Annotated in this window: 21 protein-coding genes, 2 tRNA genes and 1 pseudogene; 15 read left to right on the top strand and 9 right to left on the bottom strand. The window is 48.8% G+C overall.

Features of this window, described 5'->3' with window-relative positions:
• Positions 1–138 precede the first annotated feature (138 nt).
• On the bottom strand, positions 139–402 hold the full coding sequence (gene rpsT, locus HMPREF2872_RS01225; RefSeq protein WP_002212556.1) for a 30S ribosomal protein S20: 264 nt from the start codon (positions 400–402) through the stop codon (positions 139–141).
• 308 nt (positions 403–710) lie between these two features.
• Here rpsT and HMPREF2872_RS01230 point away from each other — a divergent pair, with 308 nt between their 5' ends.
• Both HMPREF2872_RS01230 and HMPREF2872_RS01235 read left to right on the top strand, forming a co-directional pair.
• Positions 711–1901, top strand: a complete 1191-nt coding sequence (locus HMPREF2872_RS01230; protein WP_070630598.1) for an extracellular solute-binding protein — start codon at positions 711–713, stop codon at positions 1899–1901.
• Between the two features lie 127 nt (positions 1902–2028).
• A pseudogene (locus HMPREF2872_RS01235) lies at positions 2029–2431 on the top strand (GFA family protein).
• 267 nt (positions 2432–2698) lie between these two features.
• Here HMPREF2872_RS01235 and HMPREF2872_RS01240 read toward each other — a convergent pair.
• Entirely contained in the window at positions 2699–3130 is a 432-nt protein-coding gene (locus tag HMPREF2872_RS01240) for an EamA family transporter (protein WP_063076147.1), read from the bottom strand.
• Positions 3131–3308: 178 nt separating this feature from the next.
• Between HMPREF2872_RS01240 and HMPREF2872_RS01245 the strand changes: the two genes are divergently transcribed.
• Entirely contained in the window at positions 3309–4985 is a 1677-nt protein-coding gene (locus HMPREF2872_RS01245; protein ID WP_070630600.1) for a formate--tetrahydrofolate ligase, read from the top strand.
• Positions 4986–5050: 65 nt separating this feature from the next.
• Here the strand turns inward: HMPREF2872_RS01245 and HMPREF2872_RS11925 are convergent, their stop codons facing one another.
• From HMPREF2872_RS11925 to fba, 3 genes are all read right to left on the bottom strand, one after another.
• Entirely contained in the window at positions 5051–5512 is a 462-nt protein-coding gene (locus HMPREF2872_RS11925; protein ID WP_283118953.1) for a hypothetical protein, read from the bottom strand.
• A 160-nt stretch (positions 5513–5672) separates the two neighbouring features.
• Positions 5673–5981, bottom strand: coding sequence for a glycosyltransferase family 2 protein (locus tag HMPREF2872_RS11930; RefSeq protein ID WP_283118954.1), 309 nt, complete (start codon positions 5979–5981; stop codon positions 5673–5675).
• Between the two features lie 128 nt (positions 5982–6109).
• Positions 6110–7174 carry a class II fructose-bisphosphate aldolase gene (gene fba, locus HMPREF2872_RS01260; protein WP_070630604.1) on the bottom strand — a complete coding sequence of 355 codons (1065 nt, stop codon included), beginning with the start codon at positions 7172–7174 and terminating at the stop codon, positions 6110–6112.
• Positions 7175–7324: 150 nt separating this feature from the next.
• Here fba and HMPREF2872_RS01265 point away from each other — a divergent pair, with 150 nt between their 5' ends.
• From HMPREF2872_RS01265 to HMPREF2872_RS01300, 8 genes are all read left to right on the top strand, one after another.
• The gene (locus HMPREF2872_RS01265) at positions 7325–7753 is read left to right on the top strand and encodes an acyl-CoA thioesterase (RefSeq protein ID WP_070630605.1); all 429 of its coding nucleotides are present in this window, start codon (positions 7325–7327) and stop codon (positions 7751–7753) included.
• A gap of 1 nt (position 7754) precedes the next feature.
• On the top strand, positions 7755–8651 hold the full coding sequence (locus tag HMPREF2872_RS01270; RefSeq protein ID WP_070630607.1) for a tyrosine recombinase XerC: 897 nt from the start codon (positions 7755–7757) through the stop codon (positions 8649–8651).
• Positions 8652–9005: 354 nt separating this feature from the next.
• Positions 9006–9935 (top strand): energy transducer TonB, encoded by a 930-nt coding sequence (locus HMPREF2872_RS01275; RefSeq protein WP_070630610.1) that lies wholly within the window; start codon positions 9006–9008, stop codon positions 9933–9935.
• 102 nt (positions 9936–10037) lie between these two features.
• Positions 10038–10697 carry a MotA/TolQ/ExbB proton channel family protein gene (locus HMPREF2872_RS01280; protein ID WP_003686817.1) on the top strand — a complete coding sequence of 220 codons (660 nt, stop codon included), beginning with the start codon at positions 10038–10040 and terminating at the stop codon, positions 10695–10697.
• A 3-nt stretch (positions 10698–10700) separates the two neighbouring features.
• Positions 10701–11135 carry an ExbD/TolR family protein gene (locus HMPREF2872_RS01285; protein ID WP_070630611.1) on the top strand — a complete coding sequence of 145 codons (435 nt, stop codon included), beginning with the start codon at positions 10701–10703 and terminating at the stop codon, positions 11133–11135.
• A gap of 132 nt (positions 11136–11267) precedes the next feature.
• Positions 11268–12929, top strand: coding sequence for an electron transfer flavoprotein-ubiquinone oxidoreductase (locus tag HMPREF2872_RS01290; RefSeq protein ID WP_070630613.1), 1662 nt, complete (start codon positions 11268–11270; stop codon positions 12927–12929).
• An 83-nt stretch (positions 12930–13012) separates the two neighbouring features.
• Positions 13013–13864 carry a dihydropteroate synthase gene (gene folP, locus HMPREF2872_RS01295; protein WP_070630615.1) on the top strand — a complete coding sequence of 284 codons (852 nt, stop codon included), beginning with the start codon at positions 13013–13015 and terminating at the stop codon, positions 13862–13864.
• A 93-nt stretch (positions 13865–13957) separates the two neighbouring features.
• A tRNA-Ile gene (locus HMPREF2872_RS01300) sits at positions 13958–14033 on the top strand.
• A 627-nt stretch (positions 14034–14660) separates the two neighbouring features.
• Here the strand turns inward: HMPREF2872_RS01300 and HMPREF2872_RS01305 are convergent.
• On the bottom strand, positions 14661–15119 hold the full coding sequence (locus HMPREF2872_RS01305) for an RrF2 family transcriptional regulator (protein WP_070630616.1): 459 nt from the start codon (positions 15117–15119) through the stop codon (positions 14661–14663).
• Between the two features lie 146 nt (positions 15120–15265).
• Between HMPREF2872_RS01305 and HMPREF2872_RS01310 the strand changes: the two genes are divergently transcribed.
• Together HMPREF2872_RS01310 and HMPREF2872_RS01315 are read left to right on the top strand one after the other, a co-directional pair.
• Positions 15266–15646, top strand: coding sequence for a hemerythrin domain-containing protein (locus tag HMPREF2872_RS01310; protein ID WP_070459407.1), 381 nt, complete (start codon positions 15266–15268; stop codon positions 15644–15646).
• Positions 15647–15732: 86 nt separating this feature from the next.
• On the top strand, positions 15733–16890 hold the full coding sequence (locus tag HMPREF2872_RS01315; RefSeq protein WP_070630618.1) for an NnrS family protein: 1158 nt from the start codon (positions 15733–15735) through the stop codon (positions 16888–16890).
• A 102-nt stretch (positions 16891–16992) separates the two neighbouring features.
• Here the strand turns inward: HMPREF2872_RS01315 and HMPREF2872_RS01320 are convergent.
• The 3 genes from HMPREF2872_RS01320 to ispB all read right to left on the bottom strand — a co-directional run bounded on the left by HMPREF2872_RS01320 (position 16993) and on the right by ispB (position 18511).
• Positions 16993–17067 (bottom strand) — tRNA-Arg (locus tag HMPREF2872_RS01320).
• Positions 17068–17085: 18 nt separating this feature from the next.
• On the bottom strand, positions 17086–17532 hold the full coding sequence (locus HMPREF2872_RS01325; RefSeq protein ID WP_070630619.1) for a DUF441 domain-containing protein: 447 nt from the start codon (positions 17530–17532) through the stop codon (positions 17086–17088).
• 4 nt (positions 17533–17536) lie between these two features.
• The gene (ispB, locus tag HMPREF2872_RS01330; protein WP_070630621.1) at positions 17537–18511 is read right to left on the bottom strand and encodes an octaprenyl diphosphate synthase; all 975 of its coding nucleotides are present in this window, start codon (positions 18509–18511) and stop codon (positions 17537–17539) included.
• Positions 18512–18773: 262 nt separating this feature from the next.
• On the opposite strand from ispB, the gene rplU reads away from it, so the two are divergent.
• Complete coding sequence (rplU, locus tag HMPREF2872_RS01335) at positions 18774–19082, top strand: 50S ribosomal protein L21 (RefSeq protein ID WP_002216394.1); 309 nt, start codon at positions 18774–18776, stop codon at positions 19080–19082.
• 27 nt (positions 19083–19109) lie between these two features.
• A complete protein-coding gene (gene rpmA / locus HMPREF2872_RS01340) occupies positions 19110–19382 on the top strand; it encodes a 50S ribosomal protein L27 (RefSeq protein ID WP_002212328.1) in 273 nt (90 codons plus the stop codon).
• Positions 19383–19590: the final 208 nt, after the last annotated feature.

Genomic DNA, 19590 nt, shown 5'->3' on the forward strand with positions numbered 1-19590 from the left:
ATGAAAGGGTAAATGGTTTTATTTAGTCGGTTTGGACTGTGGATACGGCAATGCCCCTGAAAGGCAAGACCTCAGGGGCATCGTATCAGCTCGATTATCCTGCTTTGGTTGTCAGGATTTCCGACATCTGCGTCAGTATTAAGCCAAAGCTTTTACTTTAGCAGACAGACGGCTTTTATGACGGGCTGCTTTGTTTTTGTGGAATACGCCTTTGTCAGCGATACGGTCGATGACTTTAACGGATTCTTGGTAAACTGCTTGAGCAGCAGCTTTGTCGCCGGCTTCAACTGCTTTCAACACTTTTTTCACAGCGGTACGGAATGCAGTACGCAGGCTGGCGTTGTGGGCGCGTTGTTTAACCGACTGGCGGGCACGTTTGCGGGCTTGTGCGCTGTTTGCCATATTGAATATCTCCTGAAAAATAAATTCTGTAAACGCGCAATTTTAAAGACAGATTTCCTTGTGTGCAAGCTTTTTCTCTATAAACGCGCGCAAATCAGCCGTATTTTGCCCAAAAACGACAGCCGGTGCAACGCTTTTGGGAAAAAGATGATGTTGCTTTGCCTTATTTCAATAAAAATCAGATGGATATTGCTTTTCGTTTGCTTACGTTTCCATTACAATAGCCTAACTCTGCGCCGGGGTGTTTATGGGGTGCAGGGTTTCTTATTTATTGACATTAACCACTCTTTCATCAGGAATCTACCCGTATGAAAAAATCCGTATTAGCCGTATTGGCCGCATTGTCTTTGGCCGCGTGCGGCGGTGGCGAGAAAAAAGCCGAGCAACCTCAAGCAGGCAGCGCGCCTGCTGCCAATGCCGAGACAGCCGCTACCGATACTTTGAATATTTACAACTGGTCAAACTACGTTGACGAAAGTACAGTCGAAGACTTCAAAAAAGCCAACAATTTGAAGCTGACTTACGATTTGTATGAAAACAACGAAACGCTGGAAGCCAAAATGCTGACCGGCAAATCCGGCTATGACTTGGTTGTGCCCGGTATTGCCTTCCTGCCGCGCCAAATTGAGGCAGGCGCATACCAAAAAATCAATAAGGATCTGATTCCGAACTATAAAAACATCGACCCTGAATTGCTGAAGATGTTGGAAACCGCCGACCCGGGCAATCAATACGCCGTGCCTTACTTCTCCGGCGTGAACACTTTGGCGATTACGGCGAAGGGTAAAGAGCTTTTGGGCGGCAAGCTGCCTGAAAACGGCTGGGATTTGCTGTTCAAACCTGAATACACCAACAAGCTAAAATCTTGCGGCATCGCTTTGTGGGATACCCCTAGCGAAATGTTCCCAATCTTGTTGAACTACTTGGGTAAAGATCCTAAAGGCTTGAATCCTGAAGATTTGAAAGCGGCGGCGGAAGTTTTGAAAACTATCCGTCCTGACGTGAAACGTTTCAGCCCTTCCATCATTGACGAATTGGCGCGCGGCGACATCTGCTTGGCGGCAGGTAACGGCGGCGACTTGAACTTGGCCAAAGCGCGTTCTGAAGAAGTGAAAAACAATGTCGGCATCGAAGTGTTGACTCCGAAAGGCATGGGCTTCTGGATTGAATCTTGGCTGATTCCGGCCGATGCGAAAAACGTCGTCAATGCCCACAAGTACATCAACTACACGCTGGATCCCGAAGTGGCTGCGAAAAACGGTATCGCCGTAACCTTCGCGCCGGCCAGCAAACCTGCACGCGAAAAAATGCCTGCCGAGTTGGTGAACACACGTTCTATTTTCCCGAACGAGCAAGATATGAAAGACGGTTTCGTCATGCCTCAAATGAGCGCAGATGCGAAAAAACTGTCCGTCAACTTGTGGCAAAAAATCAAAGTCGGTTCAAACGTTCGGCAATGTGGACGGGCGGATTCGTCTGCACCATCGGGCTGTTTGTAGCCGCTGTCTGACAGCGGAGTCGTCTGAAAACGAGCTCAGCGAGTTTCGCCAAAACGAGCGACGTAAGTTTTGGCAACACCGTTTCAGACGACCTAGAAGTCAGCTTTCAAATATAAGGAGTTCGACCATGAAAGCAAAATGCCTGTGCGGCGACGTATCTTTTAGAAGTGGAACACGACAAACACGTCCACGCCTGTCATTGCCGGATGTGCCGCACTTGGGGCAGCGGCGCGACGTTTTCGCTGATTGCCGCCAAACCGCTGAAAATCGACGGCGGGGAGAACATCGCCCGCTACCATTCGTCCGAATGGGCGGAACGTGCGTTCTGCAAAAACTGCGGTACACACCTGTTCTACCACTTCCTGCCGAACGACAGCTATTTCGTCTTCGCCGGACTGTTTGCCGACAACGCCGATTTCAAATTGGAAGAGCAGATTTACATCGACGCCAAAGCCCCGTATTACGAACTGGCAAACGACACGCCCAAGCTGACCGAAGAAGAATTTTTGGCACAATTCGGCAGCGAATAGGCAACCCGATACAGAGGTCGTCTGAAAACTTAGCGGCAACGGAGTAACAGCGGATAAAACCAAAATGCCCGCACCGTCATTCCCAACCGCTCAAACGGTTGACGGTTAAGCGAATCCGCCATCAAACCCTTTCAGACGACCCGATTAAAAAACACAGTTACTTTCACAAATAATTGGAGAATCACCATTTAATATTGAGCTGATTGTTTGAAGCAAAGCAAAGGCCGTCTGAAATTTTTCAGACGGCCTTTTTTGATGTCCCAATTTTTATCGTTTCAAAGCCAAAGTCAATACGCCTGCGGTTACCAAGCCTAAGCCTACCCACTCCTGCGTGCTTGGCCGTTCATCTAAGAAAACGACAGCCATCAGAGCAACCAAGACCAGGCTGAATTTGTCGACGGGGGCAACTTGCGAGGCGTTGCCCAGTTGCAGGGCTTTGAAGTAGGCAAGCCAAGATGCGCCGGTAGCAAGGCCGGATAGGATGAGGAATGTCCAGTTGCGGCCGGTAAAGCCGTTCACACCCTGCCATTTGCCGGTGTAGGTTAAAAACAATACCAAAGCGGCGAGGATGACCAAGGTGCGGATAAAGGTGGCGAAATCCGAATCTATGCCCTGTAAACCCATTTTGGCGAAAATGGCAGTCAATGAGGCGAAGCCTGCCGATGCCAATGCCCAAAACAGCCATGCGTTGCTGCTCATGTTTATTCCTTTGTTTCAAATTGTTGACAATATGAATCCGCTTGTTGATGAAATATCGAAATTTTCACTGCGGTTTGTCTTTGGAAAACGTTATAATAGAACTAATATTCTTTTTCTTCCAGCCGTCTTTAATTGTATTGTTTCAGACGGCCTTTCCCTCTCTCAATAAAGGAAAATCATGAGCTTCAAAACCGATGCTGAAATTGCCCAGTCTTCCACCATGCGCCCGATTGGTGAAATTGCCGCCAAGCTGGGTTTGAACGTTGACAACATCGAGCCCTATGGTCATTACAAAGCCAAAATCAATCCTGCCGAAGCGTTTAAACTGCCGCAAAAACAAGGCCGTCTGATTTTGGTTACCGCCATTAATCCGACTCCTGCGGGTGAGGGCAAAACCACTGTAACCATCGGTTTGGCGGACGCATTGCGCCACATCGGCAAAGATGCCGTTATCGCCCTGCGCGAACCTTCTTTGGGGCCTGTGTTCGGCGTTAAAGGCGGCGCGGCGGGCGGCGGCTATGCCCAAGTTTTGCCGATGGAAGACATCAACCTGCACTTCACCGGCGACTTCCACGCCATCGGCGCAGCGAATAATTTACTCGCCGCTATGCTCGACAACCATATCTACCAAGGCAACGAGTTGAATATCGACCCCAAACGCGTGCTGTGGCGGCGCGTGGTCGATATGAACGACCGCCAGTTGCGCAACATTATCGACGGCATGGGCAAACCCGTTGACGGCGTGATTCGTCCCGACGGCTTTGACATCACCGTCGCCTCCGAAGTCATGGCGGTATTCTGCCTCGCCAAAGACATCAGCGATTTGAAAGAGCGTTTGGGCAACATCCTCGTCGCCTACGCCAAAGACGGCAGCCCCGTTTACGCCAAAGATTTGAAAGCACACGGCGCGATGGCGGCATTGCTTAAAGACGCCATCAAGCCCAACTTGGTGCAAACCATCGAAGGTACGCCCGCCTTCGTACACGGCGGCCCGTTCGCCAACATCGCCCACGGCTGCAACTCCGTTACCGCCACCCGACTGGCGAAACACCTTGCTGATTACGCCGTAACCGAAGCAGGCTTCGGCGCGGATTTGGGTGCGGAAAAATTCTGCGACATCAAATGCCGTCTGGCGGATTTGAAACCCGACGCAGCCGTCGTCGTCGCCACCGTCCGCGCCTTGAAATACAACGGCGGCGTAGAACGCGCCAACCTCGGCGAAGAAAACCTCGAAGCCTTGGCAAAAGGTCTGCCCAACCTGCTGAAACACATTTCCAACCTGAAAAACGTCTTCGGCCTGCCTGTCGTCGTCGCCATCAACCGCTTCGTGTCCGACTCCGATGCCGAGTTGGCCATGATTGAAAAAGCCTGCGCCGAACACGGCGTTGAAGTTTCCCTGACCGAAGTGTGGGGCAAAGGCGGCGCGGGTGGTGCAGATTTGGCGCACAAAGTCGTCAATGCCATCGAAAACCAACCGAATAACTTCAGCTTCGCCTACGATGTTGAGTTGAGCATTAAAGACAAAATCCGTGCGATTGCCCAAAAAGTGTACGGCGCGGAAGATGTCGATTTCAGCGCGGAAGCGTCTGCCGAAATCGCTTCACTGGAAAAACTGGGCTTGGACAAAATGCCGGTCTGTATGGCGAAAACCCAATATTCTTTGAGCGACAACGCCAAACTCTTGGGCTGCCCTGAAGGCTTTCGCATTACCGTGCGCGGCATTACCGTTTCTTCTGGTGCTGGTTTCATCGTTGCGTTGTGTGGCAATATGATGAAAATGCCGGGTCTGCCGAAAGTTCCGGCTGCCGAAAAAATCGATGTGGACGCAGAAGGCGTGATTCACGGCTTGTTCTGATTTAGATTGAAATTGAAATAGATAAAGGCCGTCTGAAACCTTGGTTTCAGACGGCCTTTTATGATTTAAGTGAATTTCAACCGGCTTTTTAAGAGATTGAAGAAATTGTCTATCATGCCGAACATTGTATTGCGGTCTTCGCCAAACAAGGAAATGCTGCGGTCTTTGCTGATTCTGTCATAAGCGGCAAAAATGGTTTTCAGCTCTTCAGTGGTTAAACGCAGTTGCTTTTCATGCAAGATTCGGCTTAAGAGGGTGACTTCTACTGGGTTCAATTCAGGGAAAAGGTGGCTGAACCACAATTCCATGGTGTATTGGACGGATCTGTTGATTTTGTCTCTTTTTTTGCTTTCTTGAGCTGTGTGTATCCTGTATGACAACAAAGACTCGGGCAGGTTGGCAAAGGTTTTGCCATGTAGGGCGCATTGCACCCACATATGGAAATCGGGCGCGGTTTCTGTCGCGGTGTAGTTTATCTCAAGGTTTTTAATGCTGTCGTGCCACCACATGGTGGTGGGATTGAACATGTTTTGAGCGGCTAAGGAGAGAAAGGCTTTAATGTCTTTGTCGAGCAGGGGGAGGTCGCTTAAAACGGGTTCTCTTCCGGTTTGGTCGTCGAAAAAGATGGTGGCTTGGCTGCCGACAATATCGATTTCGGGATGGCTGTCTAAGAAGTGAATTTATTTTTCAAAACGATCCAAGGCGCAAATATCGTCCGCGTCCATTCGTGCCACATATTCGACCTCTACGTCTTTGAGCATATCCATGGCAAATTGGCAGGCAAACGGTTCGCCCCCTGTTTTCCGGAAGATGGAAAACCTGCAAACGTGAATCTTTAGCTGCGTAAGCCTCGAGGATTTCGCCGGTTTTGTCTGCTGAAGCATCGTTGATGGCGATGACGAAAAAGTCGCGGAATGTTTGATTCAATACCGAATCCAAACATTCGGGCAAATAAGCTTCGGCGCAATAGGCCGGCAAAATAACGGCGAGTTTCATGTTTGTTTTCGATGTGTTTTGATGTGTGGTCGGTGGAAGATTTTACTATAAATTTCCCAAAAGCTAAGGCCGTCTGAAACCTTATTGCCAAGTTTTCAGACGGCCTTAGTGTGAATCCGATATACGGATTATTTAACGATTTGGTTCAATTCGCCTTTGGCGTATTTGGTTGCCATTTTTTCCAAAGAAATCGGTTTAATTTTGCCGGCCTGGCCTTCGCAACCGAATGCGAGGTAGCGATCAAGACAGATTTGTTTCATGGCTTCGACGGTTTTGCTCAAGTATTTGCGCGGGTCGAATTCGGATGGGTTTTCTGCCATGAAGCGGCGGATGGCACCGGTAGAGGCGAGGCGCAAGTCGGTATCGATGTTGACTTTGCGCACGCCGTGTTTGATGCCTTCGACGATTTCTTCAACCGGTACGCCGTAGGTTTCACCGATTTTACCGCCGTGTTCGTTGATGACTTTCAGCCATTCTTGTGGAACGGAGCTGGAGCCGTGCATCACGATGTGGGTGTTCGGCAGGGCTTGGTGGATTTCTTTGATGCGGTCGATACGCAATACATCGCCTGTGGGCGGACGGGTGAATTTGTATGCGCCGTGGCTGGTGCCGACGGCAATAGCCAGTGCGTCAACGCCGGTATCTTTAACGAAACGTACGGCATCTTCAACGCTGGTCAGCATTTGGTCGTGGGAAAGTTTGCCCACTGCACCTACGCCGTCTTCTTCACCGGCTTCACCGGTTTCGAGATTGCCCAATACGCCGATTTCGCCTTCAACAGACACGCCGCAAGCGTGGGAGAAGTTAACGACGGTACGGGTGGCGTTGACGTTGTATTCGTAAGAAGAAGGGGTTTTGCCGTCTTCCATCAGCGAGCCGTCCATCATCACGGAGGAGAAGCCCAGTTGGATGGAGCGTTGGCACACATCAGGAGATGCACCGTGGTCTTGGTGCATCACGACAGGGATGTGCGGGAATTCTTCAACTGCGGCCAAAATCAGATGGCGCAGGAATGGGGCACCTGCGTATTTGCGTGCGCCTGCGGATGCTTGAACGATAACGGGGGCGTTGACTTGGTTGGCCGCCTCCATGATGGCGCGCATCTGTTCGAGGTTGTTAACGTTGAATGCGGGCAGACCGTAGCTGTTTTCGGCTGCATGGTCCAATAATTGGCGCATGGATACGAGTGCCATGAGGAGCTCCTGAGGTAGTGAAGGGTAAATTTATCCGATAAATTATAATGTTTTTTGAAATGAAAGACTACAAGCTGTTACATTGTTTTTATATATTAACGAACAGGGTCTCGGTTTATAATGGCGTAGTATTGAAAACGGGTGTGCAAAATGGATAGGATTTCAGTGGCCGAGTGTGATAAGCCTTTGTTTCAGACGGCCTTGACGGTGCAGGTGGGCGATGTGAACTATGGCGGCCATCTGGCGAACGATGCGGTGTTGCGTTTGTGCCATGAAGTGCGGATGCGTTGGCTTGCGGCATTGGGTTGGAGCGAAATGGATGCCGGAGGGGCAGGCCTGATTATGGCGGATGCGGCGGTGCAGTATTTGGCGCAAGGTCATCATGGCGATGAGTTGTCGGTAGAAATGGGGGCGGCAGGCGTGGCTGGTGTGGGCTTTTCTTTGCTGTACCGTATCCGCAGGATTTCAGACGGCCTTATGCTGGCGAAAGTGCAGACAGGCATGGTGTGTTTCGATTATGGCAAGCAGTGTGTCTGCCGTTTGCCTTCGGCATTGAAAACGGTATTGGAGGCCGTCTGAAATGGCGGAATCAAGCAATTTTGCGCTTCATCTTGAACGCTATCTGAAAACCTTGCTGCAACAAGGCAAGTCGGAGCATACCGTTTCCGCTTATCGGCGCGATTTGAGTGAGTTGATGCGCCTGTTGCCCGATAATCTTGAAAACGGCCTGCCGACGCGCCGCGATTTTGTGGCGGTATTGAAAAAACTGTCGCAAAAGGGCTTGAGCGAAAGCAGCTTGGCGCGGAAATTGTCGGTGTGGCGGCAGTATTGCAGTTGGCTGGTGCAGATAGAAGTCATGGAAAGCGACCCGACATTTAATATGAAAGCGCCGCGCCTGCCCGAACGCCTGCCCAAAGCGCTGCCGCAAGAACCTTTAAACCATATTCTCGACCATGCGCCTGTTGATGACGAGCTGGATGTACGCGATAAGGCCATGTTTGAATTGATGTATGGCAGCGGTTTGCGCCTGAGCGAGATACAAGGCTTGAATCTGGACGGTATCGTCTTGGATGAAGGCTGGGTCAGTGTGAAGGGTAAAGGCGGCAAGCAACGGCAAGTGCCTTTAGTGGCTAAAAGCATTGCGGCATTGCGCGATTATTTGGCAGTGCGTATTACCAAAGAGGGCGAGCAGGCCTTGTTCACCAATAAGAACGGCGGCAGGCTGGGGCAACGTCAAATCCAAAAACGCCTGCAGGCGTGGGCGGTGCGCGTGGGCAGTGCCAGCCATATCTCGCCGCACATGATGCGCCACAGCTATGCGACCCATCTTTTGCAGGCATCGGGCGATATCCGCGCTGTGCAGGAATTGTTGGGACACAGCAATCTTTCTGCTACGCAAGTTTATACGAAGCTGGACTTTGACCATTTGGCGCGCGTTTATGATGAAGCGCACCCAAGGGCGAAACGGAAAAAATAATTTGGTTTGAGTCAGGCCGTCTGAAAGAATGTTTTCAGACGGCCTGATGTCTTATTAATGGTAAAAATGTAGATGGTTTGAAACCATTTGAATTTTTATCGGTCTGATGAGGTTTCAATATTGGTCTGATGTGCGGATGGCATAAAGATTGTAAGAGACGATGGCTTCTGCAATACCGTTTATCTTTTCAGATGACCGCTTGTTTGATAATATTAGTAATGAGAGCTAATATCATATTATGATATGCAGCCTTTAAAACAGCAGGTCTATAAACTTTCTATATAAGCATTAATGCTTATTTTGACTGTAAAACGACTTGCAAACGGGAATTGTTGCTATTAACATAACGGAATTATGGATAAAAAACGAATTTTAACTCCAGCCGTCGTGACTTCCGTTGCGTTGATTCACGTCGGTTTGGTTGCACTTTTATGGCACGCGCACAAACCGCCTCCTGTCGAAATGGCGAATATTGAATTTGTCGATTTGGGCGATTTCGGCGGTGGCGACGGCAGCCCTGAAGGCGAAGGCGCACCTGCCGCCCCCGAGCCTACCCCCGAACAACCAAAACCCAAGCCGAAGCCCAAACCTAAGCCTGTCGAGCCGCCCAAACCTGTTATCAAACCTGTGGTAACGAAAAAAGAAAAAGCGGATATCGTACAGCAAAAGGAAAAACCGAAACCTATCGAGAAACCTAAGCCCGAGCCTAAGCCGGAACCTAAACCAGAGCCGAAGCCCGAGCCAAAACCTGAACCAAAACCAGAGCCGAAGGCAGAACCTAAACCATCTCCCAAAGCATCTGAACACTCAGGCAGCAAAACCGGGTCGAATACTGCTGAAAACGGTAAAGGCAACGGCGAAGGCAAAGCCTTGAGCGGAGAAGGAAAAGGCAACGGCGGCGGTACGAAAGGTACAGGTAGCGGCCGTGGCGAAGGCAGCGGATCCGGCAGCGGCGGTGCGAAAGGCGAACATGGTTCCGGCACAGGTGGCGGAGGTGGTGGCAGCGGTACAGGTGCCGGCAGCAGTAAAGGCAATCCGGCAAAAGGAACCTGCCATATTCCAAGACCTCCGTATCCTTCACTATCCACTGAAAATGGTGAAGAAGGCTTGGTTGTTTTGAAAGTCTTGGTTGGTCCCGGCGGTAAAGTGGATTCAATCAGTGTGAATAAATCAAGTGGTTATAGTCGTCTGGATAATGCAGCGCGTAAAGCCGTTAAAGATGGTAGCTGTAATGCAAGCGTTTGGACTGAATTTAAAGTACCTGTCAAATTCACGCTCGAATAAGTATCTAGGCCTAAGCTGATTGATTGGAAAATATATGCTGTTGGGAAATAATTTTAAATGACCCGATAGAAATTTTAATTTTATTTTTAACTTGGAAAAATTATGGATTTAAGTTTAGTTTTCAAATCAGGTGATGTGGTACTGATTGGTGTATTTGTCCTGATGTTGTTGATGAGTGTGGTGACTTGGAGCGTCATTGTGATTCGCTGCATCAAATACCGCAAAGCGAAAAAAGGCAATGCACAGGTAAAAGAGTTGATGCTGAATGCGTTTACGCTGGCTGATGCTGTACAAAAAGCCAAAGCGGTAGAAGCACCGATGAGCCGTGTTGCAGATGAATCTCTGCGCGCATACCAAAACTACCGTCAAACGACAAGCAAATCGCTGATTGACGAATTGCCTTTGAATGAATACTTGGTCGTTCACATCCGTAACAGTTTGACCCAAACTATGCGTCAGTTTGACTACGGTATGACCGCTTTGGCCTCTATCGGTGCAACCGCTCCGTTTATCGGCCTGTTGGGTACGGTTTGGGGTATTTACCATGCCCTGATCGGCATCAGCGAAAGCGGCCAAATGAGCATTGCTGCCGTAGCCGGTCCGATTGGCGAAGCTTTGGTATCGACTGCTGTCGGCCTGTTTGTGGCGATTCCGGCCGTATTGGCGTACAACTTCCTCAACCGCGGTACAAAAACCATCGCGCAAGATATGGACGCATTTGCACATGACCTGCATGTCCGCCTTCTGAACCAAAAGGATTAAACCATGGCTTTCGGATCAATGAATTCCGGCGATGATGCGCCGATGTCGGATATCAACGTTACGCCTTTGGTGGACGTGATGCTGGTGTTGCTGATTGTATTTATGATTACCATGCCGGTACTGACCCACTCGATTCCTTTGGAGTTGCCGACTGCTTCGGAAAAAGCGGCGAAAGAGGATAAGCAGCCTAAAGATCCTTTGCGTTTGAGCATTGATGCCAGTGGTGCTTATGTCGTTGGCGGCGATTCGGATACCAAAGTGGATTTGGCAACGGTAACCGCCAAGCTGAAAGAAGCCAAAGCGAAAAACGAAGATGTGATTGTGGCGATTGCGGCGGATAAAGCGGTTGAATACGATTACGTCAACCAAGCCCTGCAAGCGGCGCGCGAAGCCGGTATCAGCAAAATCGGTTTTGTAACGGAAACCAAAGCGCAGTAATCTTTTGAACACAGTCAAGGCCGTCTGAAATTTGAGTAAAGTTTCAGACGGCCTTTTGTTGTATTTGGTAACTATATGTCCAGGCTGTATAATTAGCGGATTAAATTGAATAATGACAATACAGGAACCACTATGACAGAAACCATCAAACGCGACAGTATGCAATACGATGTCGTGATTGTCGGCGCAGGCCCGTCGGGTTTGTCCGCCGCCATCAAACTCAAGCAGCTTGCCGAAAAGAATGGACGCGAAATCAGCGTTTGCGTGGTGGAGAAGGGTTCGGAGGCCGGTGCGCACTCGCTTGCAGGCGCCATCATCGATCCGATTTCTTTGAATGAGCTGATTCCTGATTGGAAAGAAAAAGGAGCGCCGCTGACGCGTACAGTGACGAAGGACAGGGTTTTGTTCCTGACCGAGAAAAAAGCCTTCAACCTGCCGGTTACCCCGAATTTCGACAACCATGCGAACTATATTGCCAGCTTGGGCGAAGTCGTGCGCTGGTTGGCGGAGCAAGCGGAAAATTTGGGCGTGGAAATCTATCCGGGCTTTGCCGCCGCCGAAGTGCTGTATCACGAAGACGGTTCGGTCAAAGGCATTGCAACCGGAAATATGGGCGTGGGCAAAGACGGCGAGCCGACCGACAGTTTCCAGCCCGGCATGGAGCTTTGGGCGCAACAAACCATATTTGCCGAAGGCTGCCGTGGCTCGCTTTCCAAGCAAATCATCGAACGCTTCCAGCTCGACCAAAACAGCGAGCCGCAAACTTACGGCTTGGGCATTAAAGAAATTTGGGAAGTGCCGTCTGAAAAACATCAGCCCGGTTTGGTCATGCACAGTGCAGGCTGGCCGCTGGACAGCAAAACCTACGGCGGCTCGTTTATTTATCACTTTGATGACAACAAAGTCGCTGTCGGCTTTGTGGTCGGTTTGGATTATCAAAACCCTTATCTGTCGCCGTTTGAAGAGTTCCAACGTTTCAAAACCCATCCTGAAATCCGCAAAACCTTTGAAGGCGGCCGCCGTATCGCGTATGGCGCGCGTTCGCTGATTGAAGGTGGTTTGCAAAGCCTGCCGAAACTCTCGTTCAAAGGCGGCGTTTTGGTCGGCGATGCGGCGGGTTTCCTCAATATGCCGCGTATCAAAGGTATTCATACTGCGATGAAATCCGCTATGCTCGCCGCAGAAGCCGTGTTCCCCTTGTTGGAAAACCTTGAAGAAGTGGAAAGCTTCGACAGCGGCAAAGAGGCAGTGGATTATCAGCAACGTTTTGAACAAAGCTGGCTGTATCAAGAGCTTTACGCCGCGCGCAATGTCCGTCCGTCATTCAAATGGGGCGTTTACCTCGGCTCAATCTATACCGGTATCGACCAGATGATTTTCAGAGGCAAAGCCCCGTGGACTTTGAAACATCACGGCAAAGACAACGAGCAGCTCAAAAAAGCAGCCGAATGCAAACCGATTGATTATCCGAAGCCCGACGGCGTGTTGACCTTCGACCGCTTGAGCAGCGTGTTCCTTGCCAACCTTGCGCACGAAGAAAACCAGCCCGACCATTTGGTGCTGAAAAATCCGCAGGTCATGATAGACGTAAACTACAAAGAATACGCCTCGCCCGAAACCCGCTATTGTCCGGCTGGTGTATATGAAATCGTCGAAGAAAACGGCAGCCCGCGCCTGCAAATCAACGCCGCCAACTGCGTACACTGCAAAACGTGCGACATCAAAGACCCGACGCAAAACATCACTTGGATTTGTCCCGAAGGCGCAAGCGGGCCGAATTACGGCGGAATGTAATTGACTGTTTGAAGTCAAAACCTAAAGGCCGTCTGAAAAATTTCAGACTGCCTCTATCCTATTATTTCATCAATGGACGCATTATGAACACGCACATTTGGCAGGCAGGCCGATTTGAAATCGCCTTAGACAAACCGAAAATCATGGGCATCGTCAATCTGACCCCTGATTCATTTTCCGATGGCGGCACCTATTCGCAAAATGTCCAAATAGCATTGGCACATGCCGAGCAGCTGCTGAAAGACGGTGCGGATATTCTCGATATCGGTGGCGAATCTACCCGCCCGGGTTCGGATGATGTTTCTCTTGAAGAAGAATGGGCCAGGGTGCAGCCGGTTTTAGCGGAAGTCGCCAAGTGGAATGTTCCCGTCAGCTTGGACACGCGCCGCACGGTGATCATGGAAAAAGCCTTGGCGCAAGGCGGCGTCGATATTATCAACGATGTTGCCGCATTAAGTGATGAAGGCGCAGTCGCATTGCTGGCGCAACAGCCGAAGACGGGCGTGTGCCTCATGCACATGCAGGGTTTGCCCAAAACCATGCAGCTGAATCCGCAATATCAAGATGTCGTCGAAGAAGTCGCGCGTTATTTGAAAGCACGTGCGGCAGAATGCGTTCAAGCAGGCATTGCCCCTGAACGCATCACGCTAGACCCCGGCTTCGGTTTCGGCAAAAACCTGCAACACAACATCACCCTGATAAAACATTTGCCTGAATTGATGGACGCAACCGGATTCCCCCTTCTGATCGGCATATCGCGCAAAAGCATGATTGGCGAGCTGACAGGCGAACAAGATGCCGCCAAACGCGTACACGGCAGCGTGGCAGCCGCTTTGGCCACAGTCGCCCGAGGCGCGCAAATCATCCGTGTTCACGATGTTAAAGCAACGGCAGATGCTTTGAAAGTTTGGGAAGCATTGGGCGTATCGGCATAATGCCCGGATAGAAAACCAACAGGCCGTCTGAAACATTTGCCCGGCATCTTGAACAAGCAACAAGTTATGCTATAATCCGCTTCTACTCTTGACGGGTCTGTAGCTCAGGGGTTAGAGCAGGGGACTCATAATCCCTTGGTCGTGGGTTCGAAACCCACCGGACCCACCAAATATTAAAAATGCCCGAGGCTTTTGGCTTCGGGCATTTTTGTATTTATTGATTTGTGAAGGGTTGGAATATAATGTCGAGTATAGCAATTCGGTTATGTCGTCCAATATATTTTTTAGGGAAATTCTTTTTTAAAAAGAAGGAGTAGTTTGGTGTAGTTATTGCGTTATTTTCTGTTTTGTTTAGTATTTTTGTATTTTATTGCAATTATAATTAATCTAGTAATGCTATATAAAATATTAAAATCAGAAGGGATGGATATAGGTTTTTTTGAATATCTATTTACTCATAGAAGTATGCAATTAAAATTTTCAAGATACTGTTTGGAATACAAAAAATATCCAATAAATTTTATCTGAAATATTAAGAATAAATTTTACGGTTGCTATGATCATTCTTATTTTATGTTTTTCTGTTGTCTTATATTCGACATATTTAGCATAAAAATTAACCTATCAAATGAAAGTCAGTTACTTAAACTGCAGAGTGTTTTATAAAAAATGCCGTCCGAAAATCTTAATTTCAGACGGCATTTTTTATTTTTCCGAGTAATATCACATGCGCCTATATTGAGAGGCTGATGATTATTTTGATATAGCCGGACTGTTTTTCAGACGACCTGAAAACTTAATCAACTATTCTGCGTATTTCGTTGATCGGGATACGCGGAGTATAGAGTATGTCGTAGGTTGGTTTGTCCAAAAGATCTTGCAGGGAGTATTGATCTAAATGGTTGAAGAAGGCTTTGATGGCGCCGGTAATGATGCCGGTCAGTCGGCAGGATGGGGTAATGAGGCATTCGTTGTTATCGCTCATGCATTCGACAACCTGCATCGGCTCAAGATGGCGGACGACTGCGCCGATGTTGATTTTTTCTGGAACATCCGCCAAGCGCAAACCGCCACCTTTGCCGCGCACGCTGACCAGAAATCCGCCTTTGACTAATGAGGTAACCACTTTCATCAAATGGCTTTTGGAAATATTGTAAGTCTCGGCAATGGTGCTGATATTGACGAGGGTGTCATCATTGATGGCGGTATAAACCAATACGCGCAATCCGTAATCGGTATGTTGGGTCAGATACATGGCTGGCTCTTTAGATATTTTTATTATATGTCAAAAGCGTAGTACTTGGAGAGGGGCCGTTTGACTTTATGTGGGGTTGGGTTTCATAATATCTGAAACATTTGAATTAATCCAGTTTGATAGACTGTTGCCATTATAACGAACTTATGAAACCCTTGAAACGCCACCCTGCCTTAATAGAACTTTCCCGCGAGCATCATGGCTCGCTGTCGTTGTGCGTCCGTCTCCTGCGTACGCCGGAGCAAAGCCATCAAGCGGAGCTGGATCCTCATTTTGTGGAGCTTGAGCCACATTTTTTGGAAGAGGAAACCATGTTTGCGCCGTATTGGGATAAGGTTGATCCGGCGTTGAGGCAGCGTTTTGAAGGCGATCATGCCAAGCTGCGTGCGATGATGGCTCATCCTGAATATATGAATGAATCATGGAATAAGGATTTTGCGGTAACTTTGCGCGATCATGCGCGTTTTGAGGAGCGCGAGCTTTTTCCTGCGATTGAACCTTTTTTGCCTTTGCCTGAGAATGTGTAATAGGGCAGGGAATCGATGGCCGTCTGAAAAGTTTCAGACGGCCTCTGTTGCTGTTTTATAATGATATAAAAATTGAAGGAACCACCATGAACGATTTGTTCAAACATCCTGTGTGGGCAATGGCCTTCCGCCCGTTTTATTCGTTGGCGGCTTTGTATGGCGCATTGTCTATATTGCTTTGGGGCTTCGGCTATCAGGGTACGCCTGAGTTGCCGGGTTTTTATTGGCATGCCCATGAAATGATTTGGGGCTACGCCGGATTGGTTGTCATTGCATTCTTGCTGACAGCCGTGGCAACTTGGACTGGCCAGCCGCCCACGCGCGGTAAGGCTTTGGCAGGTTTGACCGCATTTTGGCTGCTTGCGCGTTTGTGTGTGTTTATTCCCGGCTGGGGTGCGACGGCAAGCGGCATATTCGGCACGATCTTTTTCTGGTATGGCGCGGTGTGTATGGCTTTGCCGGTAATCCGTTCTCAAAACAAGCGCAACTATGTTGCCGTATTTGCTATTTTTGTTTTGGGCGGCACCCATTTCGCGTTCCATATGAAAATGCAGCCGTTTGATGCCATCGCGCTGATGACCGGTCTGCAATCCGGTTTGATTATGGTGGCCGGTTTTATCGGTTTGATCGGTATGCGGATTATCTCGTTCTTTACGTCCAAACGTTTGAACGTACCGCAAATTCCCAGCCCTCAATGGGTCGCGCACGCATCGCTTTGGCTGCCTATGCTGACTGCTATGATGATGGCTCATAACATATTGCCGGAATTGGCTGCTTTGTTCTCTATCGCTGCCGGTGTGATTTTTACCGTGCAGGTGTACCGCTGGTGGTATAAAGCCGTACTGAAAGAGCCTATGCTTTGGATTTTGTTTGCCGGCTATCTGTTTACAGGCTTGGGCTTGATTGCTGTCGGTATTTCTTATTGGATTTCAAGTTTCCTGAATTTGGGCGTACACCTTATCGGCGTTGGCGGTATCGGCGTGCTGACTTTGGGCATGATGGCACGAACTGCGCTTGGCCATACCGGCAACTCTATTTATCCGCCGCCTAAAGTGGTTCCTGTCGCCTTTTGGCTGATGATTGCCGCAACGGTTATCCGTGTTTTGGCTACCTTTGTGAGCGGTACGGCATACATACACAGTATCCGTTGCTCCGCCGCCTTGTTTGCCGTATCTCTGCTGTTGTACGCATGGAAATATATTCCTTGGTTGATCCGTCCGCGTTCGGATGGTCGTCCGGGTTAACGGTTTGGCAAAATGAAAAGGCCGTCTGAAAAGTTTCAGACGGCATTTATTTATTGATAACAAAAAAGCCTTTCAAAGTATGAAAGGCTTTTATTGAAACTATGGCCTCGCCAACAGGAATCGAACCTGTATTTTACGCTTAGGAGGCATACGTTCTATCCGTTGAACTATGGCGAGGCGTTAAAGGAGGGGATTTTAAACCTTTCCGGCAAAAAAAGACAATAAGCCGGCGGCAATTAAGGGGCCGACCGGAATGCCGCCAAGAAAAGCAACGCCGATGACAGTACCGATTAATAATCCGGTTACCAAAACAGGCTGTTCGCTCATCAATGGAACGCCACGTCCGGCAAGCCAAGAGACAAAGATGCCGATCAGGACGGAGGTAATCATTTTGAAATTGAGAAACTCAGACAGCGGCGGAATCTGTATTTTGCCGGAAACCAGTGGACTCAATACGCCGATGGTCAGCATAATGATGCCCACTTGCAGGCCGTGTTTTTCTACAAAGGGAATGTATTGCGACAAAGCGGTTTGCTGCATCAGCAATAAGACGGCCGCCGAAATCGTAATCGAGTTGTTGTTGCTGACAACGCCTAAAAAAATCAGCGTAACCAGAAACAAAGGGATAAAGCTGAAATTCATCGGATTAAGATACTCGGGCCAAGGATTCTTTTGCCAGTTGGATCATGGCATCTTTGACTTCGCTGTCAGGCAACACGTTCAATGAAGCGATGGCTTTGTCGACAGCTTTTTTCGCCTCGGAAATCGAATACGGCAAAGCGTCGGAGTTGACGACAAAGTCGTGGATTTTTTCAAAATAGCTGCGGTCGGCATTTTCCAAAGCGTGGCGCACATCGTTTGCGGCCTGCTCGGAGCCGTTTCTCATCAAGTAAATCAATGGCAGGGTAGGTTTGCCTTCTGCCAAATCGTCGCCGACGTTTTTGCCGATTTCTTCGGTTTCGCCAGAGTAGTCCAATACATCGTCAATGATTTGGAAAGCCGTACCGACGTACATGCCGTAGTCTTTCAAGGCTTGCTCGTGTTCGGGGGAAGCCTTGCCCAAAATTGCGCCGACTTGCGCGGCTGCTTCAAACAGTTTTGCTGTTTTGTATTGGATAACTTGGACGTATTGCTCTTCGGTAATATCCGTATTACCGATGTTCATCAGCTGCATGACTTCGCCTTCGGCGATGATGTTGGTCGCGTCTGCCATTACTTCCAAAATACGCATACTGCCCGAACCAACCATCAGTTGGAAGGCGCGTGTATATAGGAAGTCGCCGACCAAAACAGCCGCCGCGTTGCCGAAGAGGTTGTTTGCCGTTTTACGACCGCGGCGCAAATCGCTTTCATCGACGACATCGTCGTGCAGGAGGGTGGAGGTGTGGATGAATTCCACCATTGCTGCCAGCGAGTACAGTTTTTCATCGTCATACCCGACTGCTTTGCCTGCCAAAATGGTAATAATCGGACGCAGGCGCTTACCGCCCGCGCTGATGATGTATGTGCCGATTTGCGAAATCAGCGCAACATCAGATTGAATAGCTTGGGTGATGACCGCATTAACTTTGGCAAGGTCATCGGGCAGGTGGCGTTGGAAGTAAGGCAGGTTTTCGAGCATAAAACATTCTCTGTTGACAAAACGGAGCGGGGCTCCAAGGAATCTGTTTAAACCCGTACATTCGGTCGGGGTAATAACGTTGCATAAAGATATCAGCAATCCAGCGCGTGATTATATCAGTTAAAAAGCATGCAACATATCTTTCAGACGGCCTTTTCACTTGTAAATAAAATAAATTTTGACAAAACAGGCAAATAGAAATAGAATAGCTCGTTTCGCACATGGTGTGCGGAATGTTAACCTAATTCTCATGGAGTTGAGTATGTACGCGGTCGTAAAAACCGGCGGTAAACAATATAAAGTTTCCGTTGGCGAAAAATTGAAAGTAGAACAGATACCAGCCGAACTCGACAGCCAAATCGAACTGACTGAAGTTTTGATGATTGCTGACGGCGAATCTGTAAAAGTAGGCGCACCTTTTATCGAAGGCGCAAAAGTAACAGCTAAAGTCGTTGCTCATGGTCGTGGCGAGAAAGTACGCATTTTCAAAATGCGTCGTCGCAAACACTACCAAAAACGCCAAGGCCATCGCCAAAATTTCACCCAAATCGAAATCGTGGCAATCGCCTAATTTCAAGTAAGTTCAGGAGTATTACAAATGGCAAGTAAAAAAGCAGGCGGTAGCACCCGCAACGGTCGCGATTCAGAAGCCAAACGCTTGGGCGTTAAAGCCTACGGCAACGAGCTGATTCCGGCAGGCTCTATCATCGTTCGTCAACGTGGTACTAAATTCCACGCAGGTGACAACGTAGGCATGGGCAAAGACCACACTTTGTTTGCTAAAGTCGACGGTTACGTTGAATTCAAAACCAAAGGCGCGCTGAACCGTAAAACCGTCAGCATCCGTCCTTACACCGGTTCTGAAGAATAATCGTTTTACGATTGAAAGCCGCATTCCTTTTCGGAATGCGGCTTTTGTTTGTCAGACTATTTTGTCTGTTGGATAAAATCTGTATGTCGTGAAGCTTGATTTATATTAAGATCAAAGTAAAAACGTGCTTACAATCGATGGTCTTTGTTTTATTCTATTGACTCTTTCTATATAATCTATCAAATGCCTTTGATTTACCCTCTTGTAG

Origin of the sequence: Neisseria sp. HMSC069H12 (assembly GCF_001812735.1) — a bacterium.
Taxonomy (GTDB): domain Bacteria; phylum Pseudomonadota; class Gammaproteobacteria; order Burkholderiales; family Neisseriaceae; genus Neisseria; species Neisseria subflava.

What these genes read in the sequence shown, in the direction of transcription:
- HMPREF2872_RS01310 (WP_070459407.1), top strand. Translation starts at nt 15,266, where the DNA reads ATGAAACCCTTGAAACGCCACCCTGCCTTAATAGAACTTTCCCGCGAG.
- HMPREF2872_RS01240 (WP_063076147.1), bottom strand. Translation starts at nt 3,130, where the DNA reads ATGAGCAGCAACGCATGGCTGTTTTGGGCATTGGCATCGGCAGGCTTC.
- HMPREF2872_RS11930 (WP_283118954.1), bottom strand. Translation starts at nt 5,981, where the DNA reads ATGAAACTCGCCGTTATTTTGCCGGCCTATTGCGCCGAAGCTTATTTG.
- HMPREF2872_RS01275 (WP_070630610.1), top strand. Translation starts at nt 9,006, where the DNA reads ATGGATAAAAAACGAATTTTAACTCCAGCCGTCGTGACTTCCGTTGCG.
- ispB (WP_070630621.1), bottom strand. Translation starts at nt 18,511, where the DNA reads ATGCTCGAAAACCTGCCTTACTTCCAACGCCACCTGCCCGATGACCTT.
- HMPREF2872_RS01325 (WP_070630619.1), bottom strand. Translation starts at nt 17,532, where the DNA reads ATGAATTTCAGCTTTATCCCTTTGTTTCTGGTTACGCTGATTTTTTTA.
- HMPREF2872_RS01270 (WP_070630607.1), top strand. Translation starts at nt 7,755, where the DNA reads ATGGCGGAATCAAGCAATTTTGCGCTTCATCTTGAACGCTATCTGAAA.
- HMPREF2872_RS01230 (WP_070630598.1), top strand. Translation starts at nt 711, where the DNA reads ATGAAAAAATCCGTATTAGCCGTATTGGCCGCATTGTCTTTGGCCGCG.
- HMPREF2872_RS01245 (WP_070630600.1), top strand. Translation starts at nt 3,309, where the DNA reads ATGAGCTTCAAAACCGATGCTGAAATTGCCCAGTCTTCCACCATGCGC.
- folP (WP_070630615.1), top strand. Translation starts at nt 13,013, where the DNA reads ATGAACACGCACATTTGGCAGGCAGGCCGATTTGAAATCGCCTTAGAC.
- rplU (WP_002216394.1), top strand. Translation starts at nt 18,774, where the DNA reads ATGTACGCGGTCGTAAAAACCGGCGGTAAACAATATAAAGTTTCCGTT.
- HMPREF2872_RS01280 (WP_003686817.1), top strand. Translation starts at nt 10,038, where the DNA reads ATGGATTTAAGTTTAGTTTTCAAATCAGGTGATGTGGTACTGATTGGT.
- rpmA (WP_002212328.1), top strand. Translation starts at nt 19,110, where the DNA reads ATGGCAAGTAAAAAAGCAGGCGGTAGCACCCGCAACGGTCGCGATTCA.
- HMPREF2872_RS01305 (WP_070630616.1), bottom strand. Translation starts at nt 15,119, where the DNA reads ATGTATCTGACCCAACATACCGATTACGGATTGCGCGTATTGGTTTAT.
- HMPREF2872_RS01265 (WP_070630605.1), top strand. Translation starts at nt 7,325, where the DNA reads ATGGATAGGATTTCAGTGGCCGAGTGTGATAAGCCTTTGTTTCAGACG.
- HMPREF2872_RS01290 (WP_070630613.1), top strand. Translation starts at nt 11,268, where the DNA reads ATGACAGAAACCATCAAACGCGACAGTATGCAATACGATGTCGTGATT.
- rpsT (WP_002212556.1), bottom strand. Translation starts at nt 402, where the DNA reads ATGGCAAACAGCGCACAAGCCCGCAAACGTGCCCGCCAGTCGGTTAAA.
- fba (WP_070630604.1), bottom strand. Translation starts at nt 7,174, where the DNA reads ATGGCACTCGTATCCATGCGCCAATTATTGGACCATGCAGCCGAAAAC.
- HMPREF2872_RS01315 (WP_070630618.1), top strand. Translation starts at nt 15,733, where the DNA reads ATGAACGATTTGTTCAAACATCCTGTGTGGGCAATGGCCTTCCGCCCG.
- HMPREF2872_RS11925 (WP_283118953.1), bottom strand. Translation starts at nt 5,512, where the DNA reads ATGTTCAATCCCACCACCATGTGGTGGCACGACAGCATTAAAAACCTT.
- HMPREF2872_RS01285 (WP_070630611.1), top strand. Translation starts at nt 10,701, where the DNA reads ATGGCTTTCGGATCAATGAATTCCGGCGATGATGCGCCGATGTCGGAT.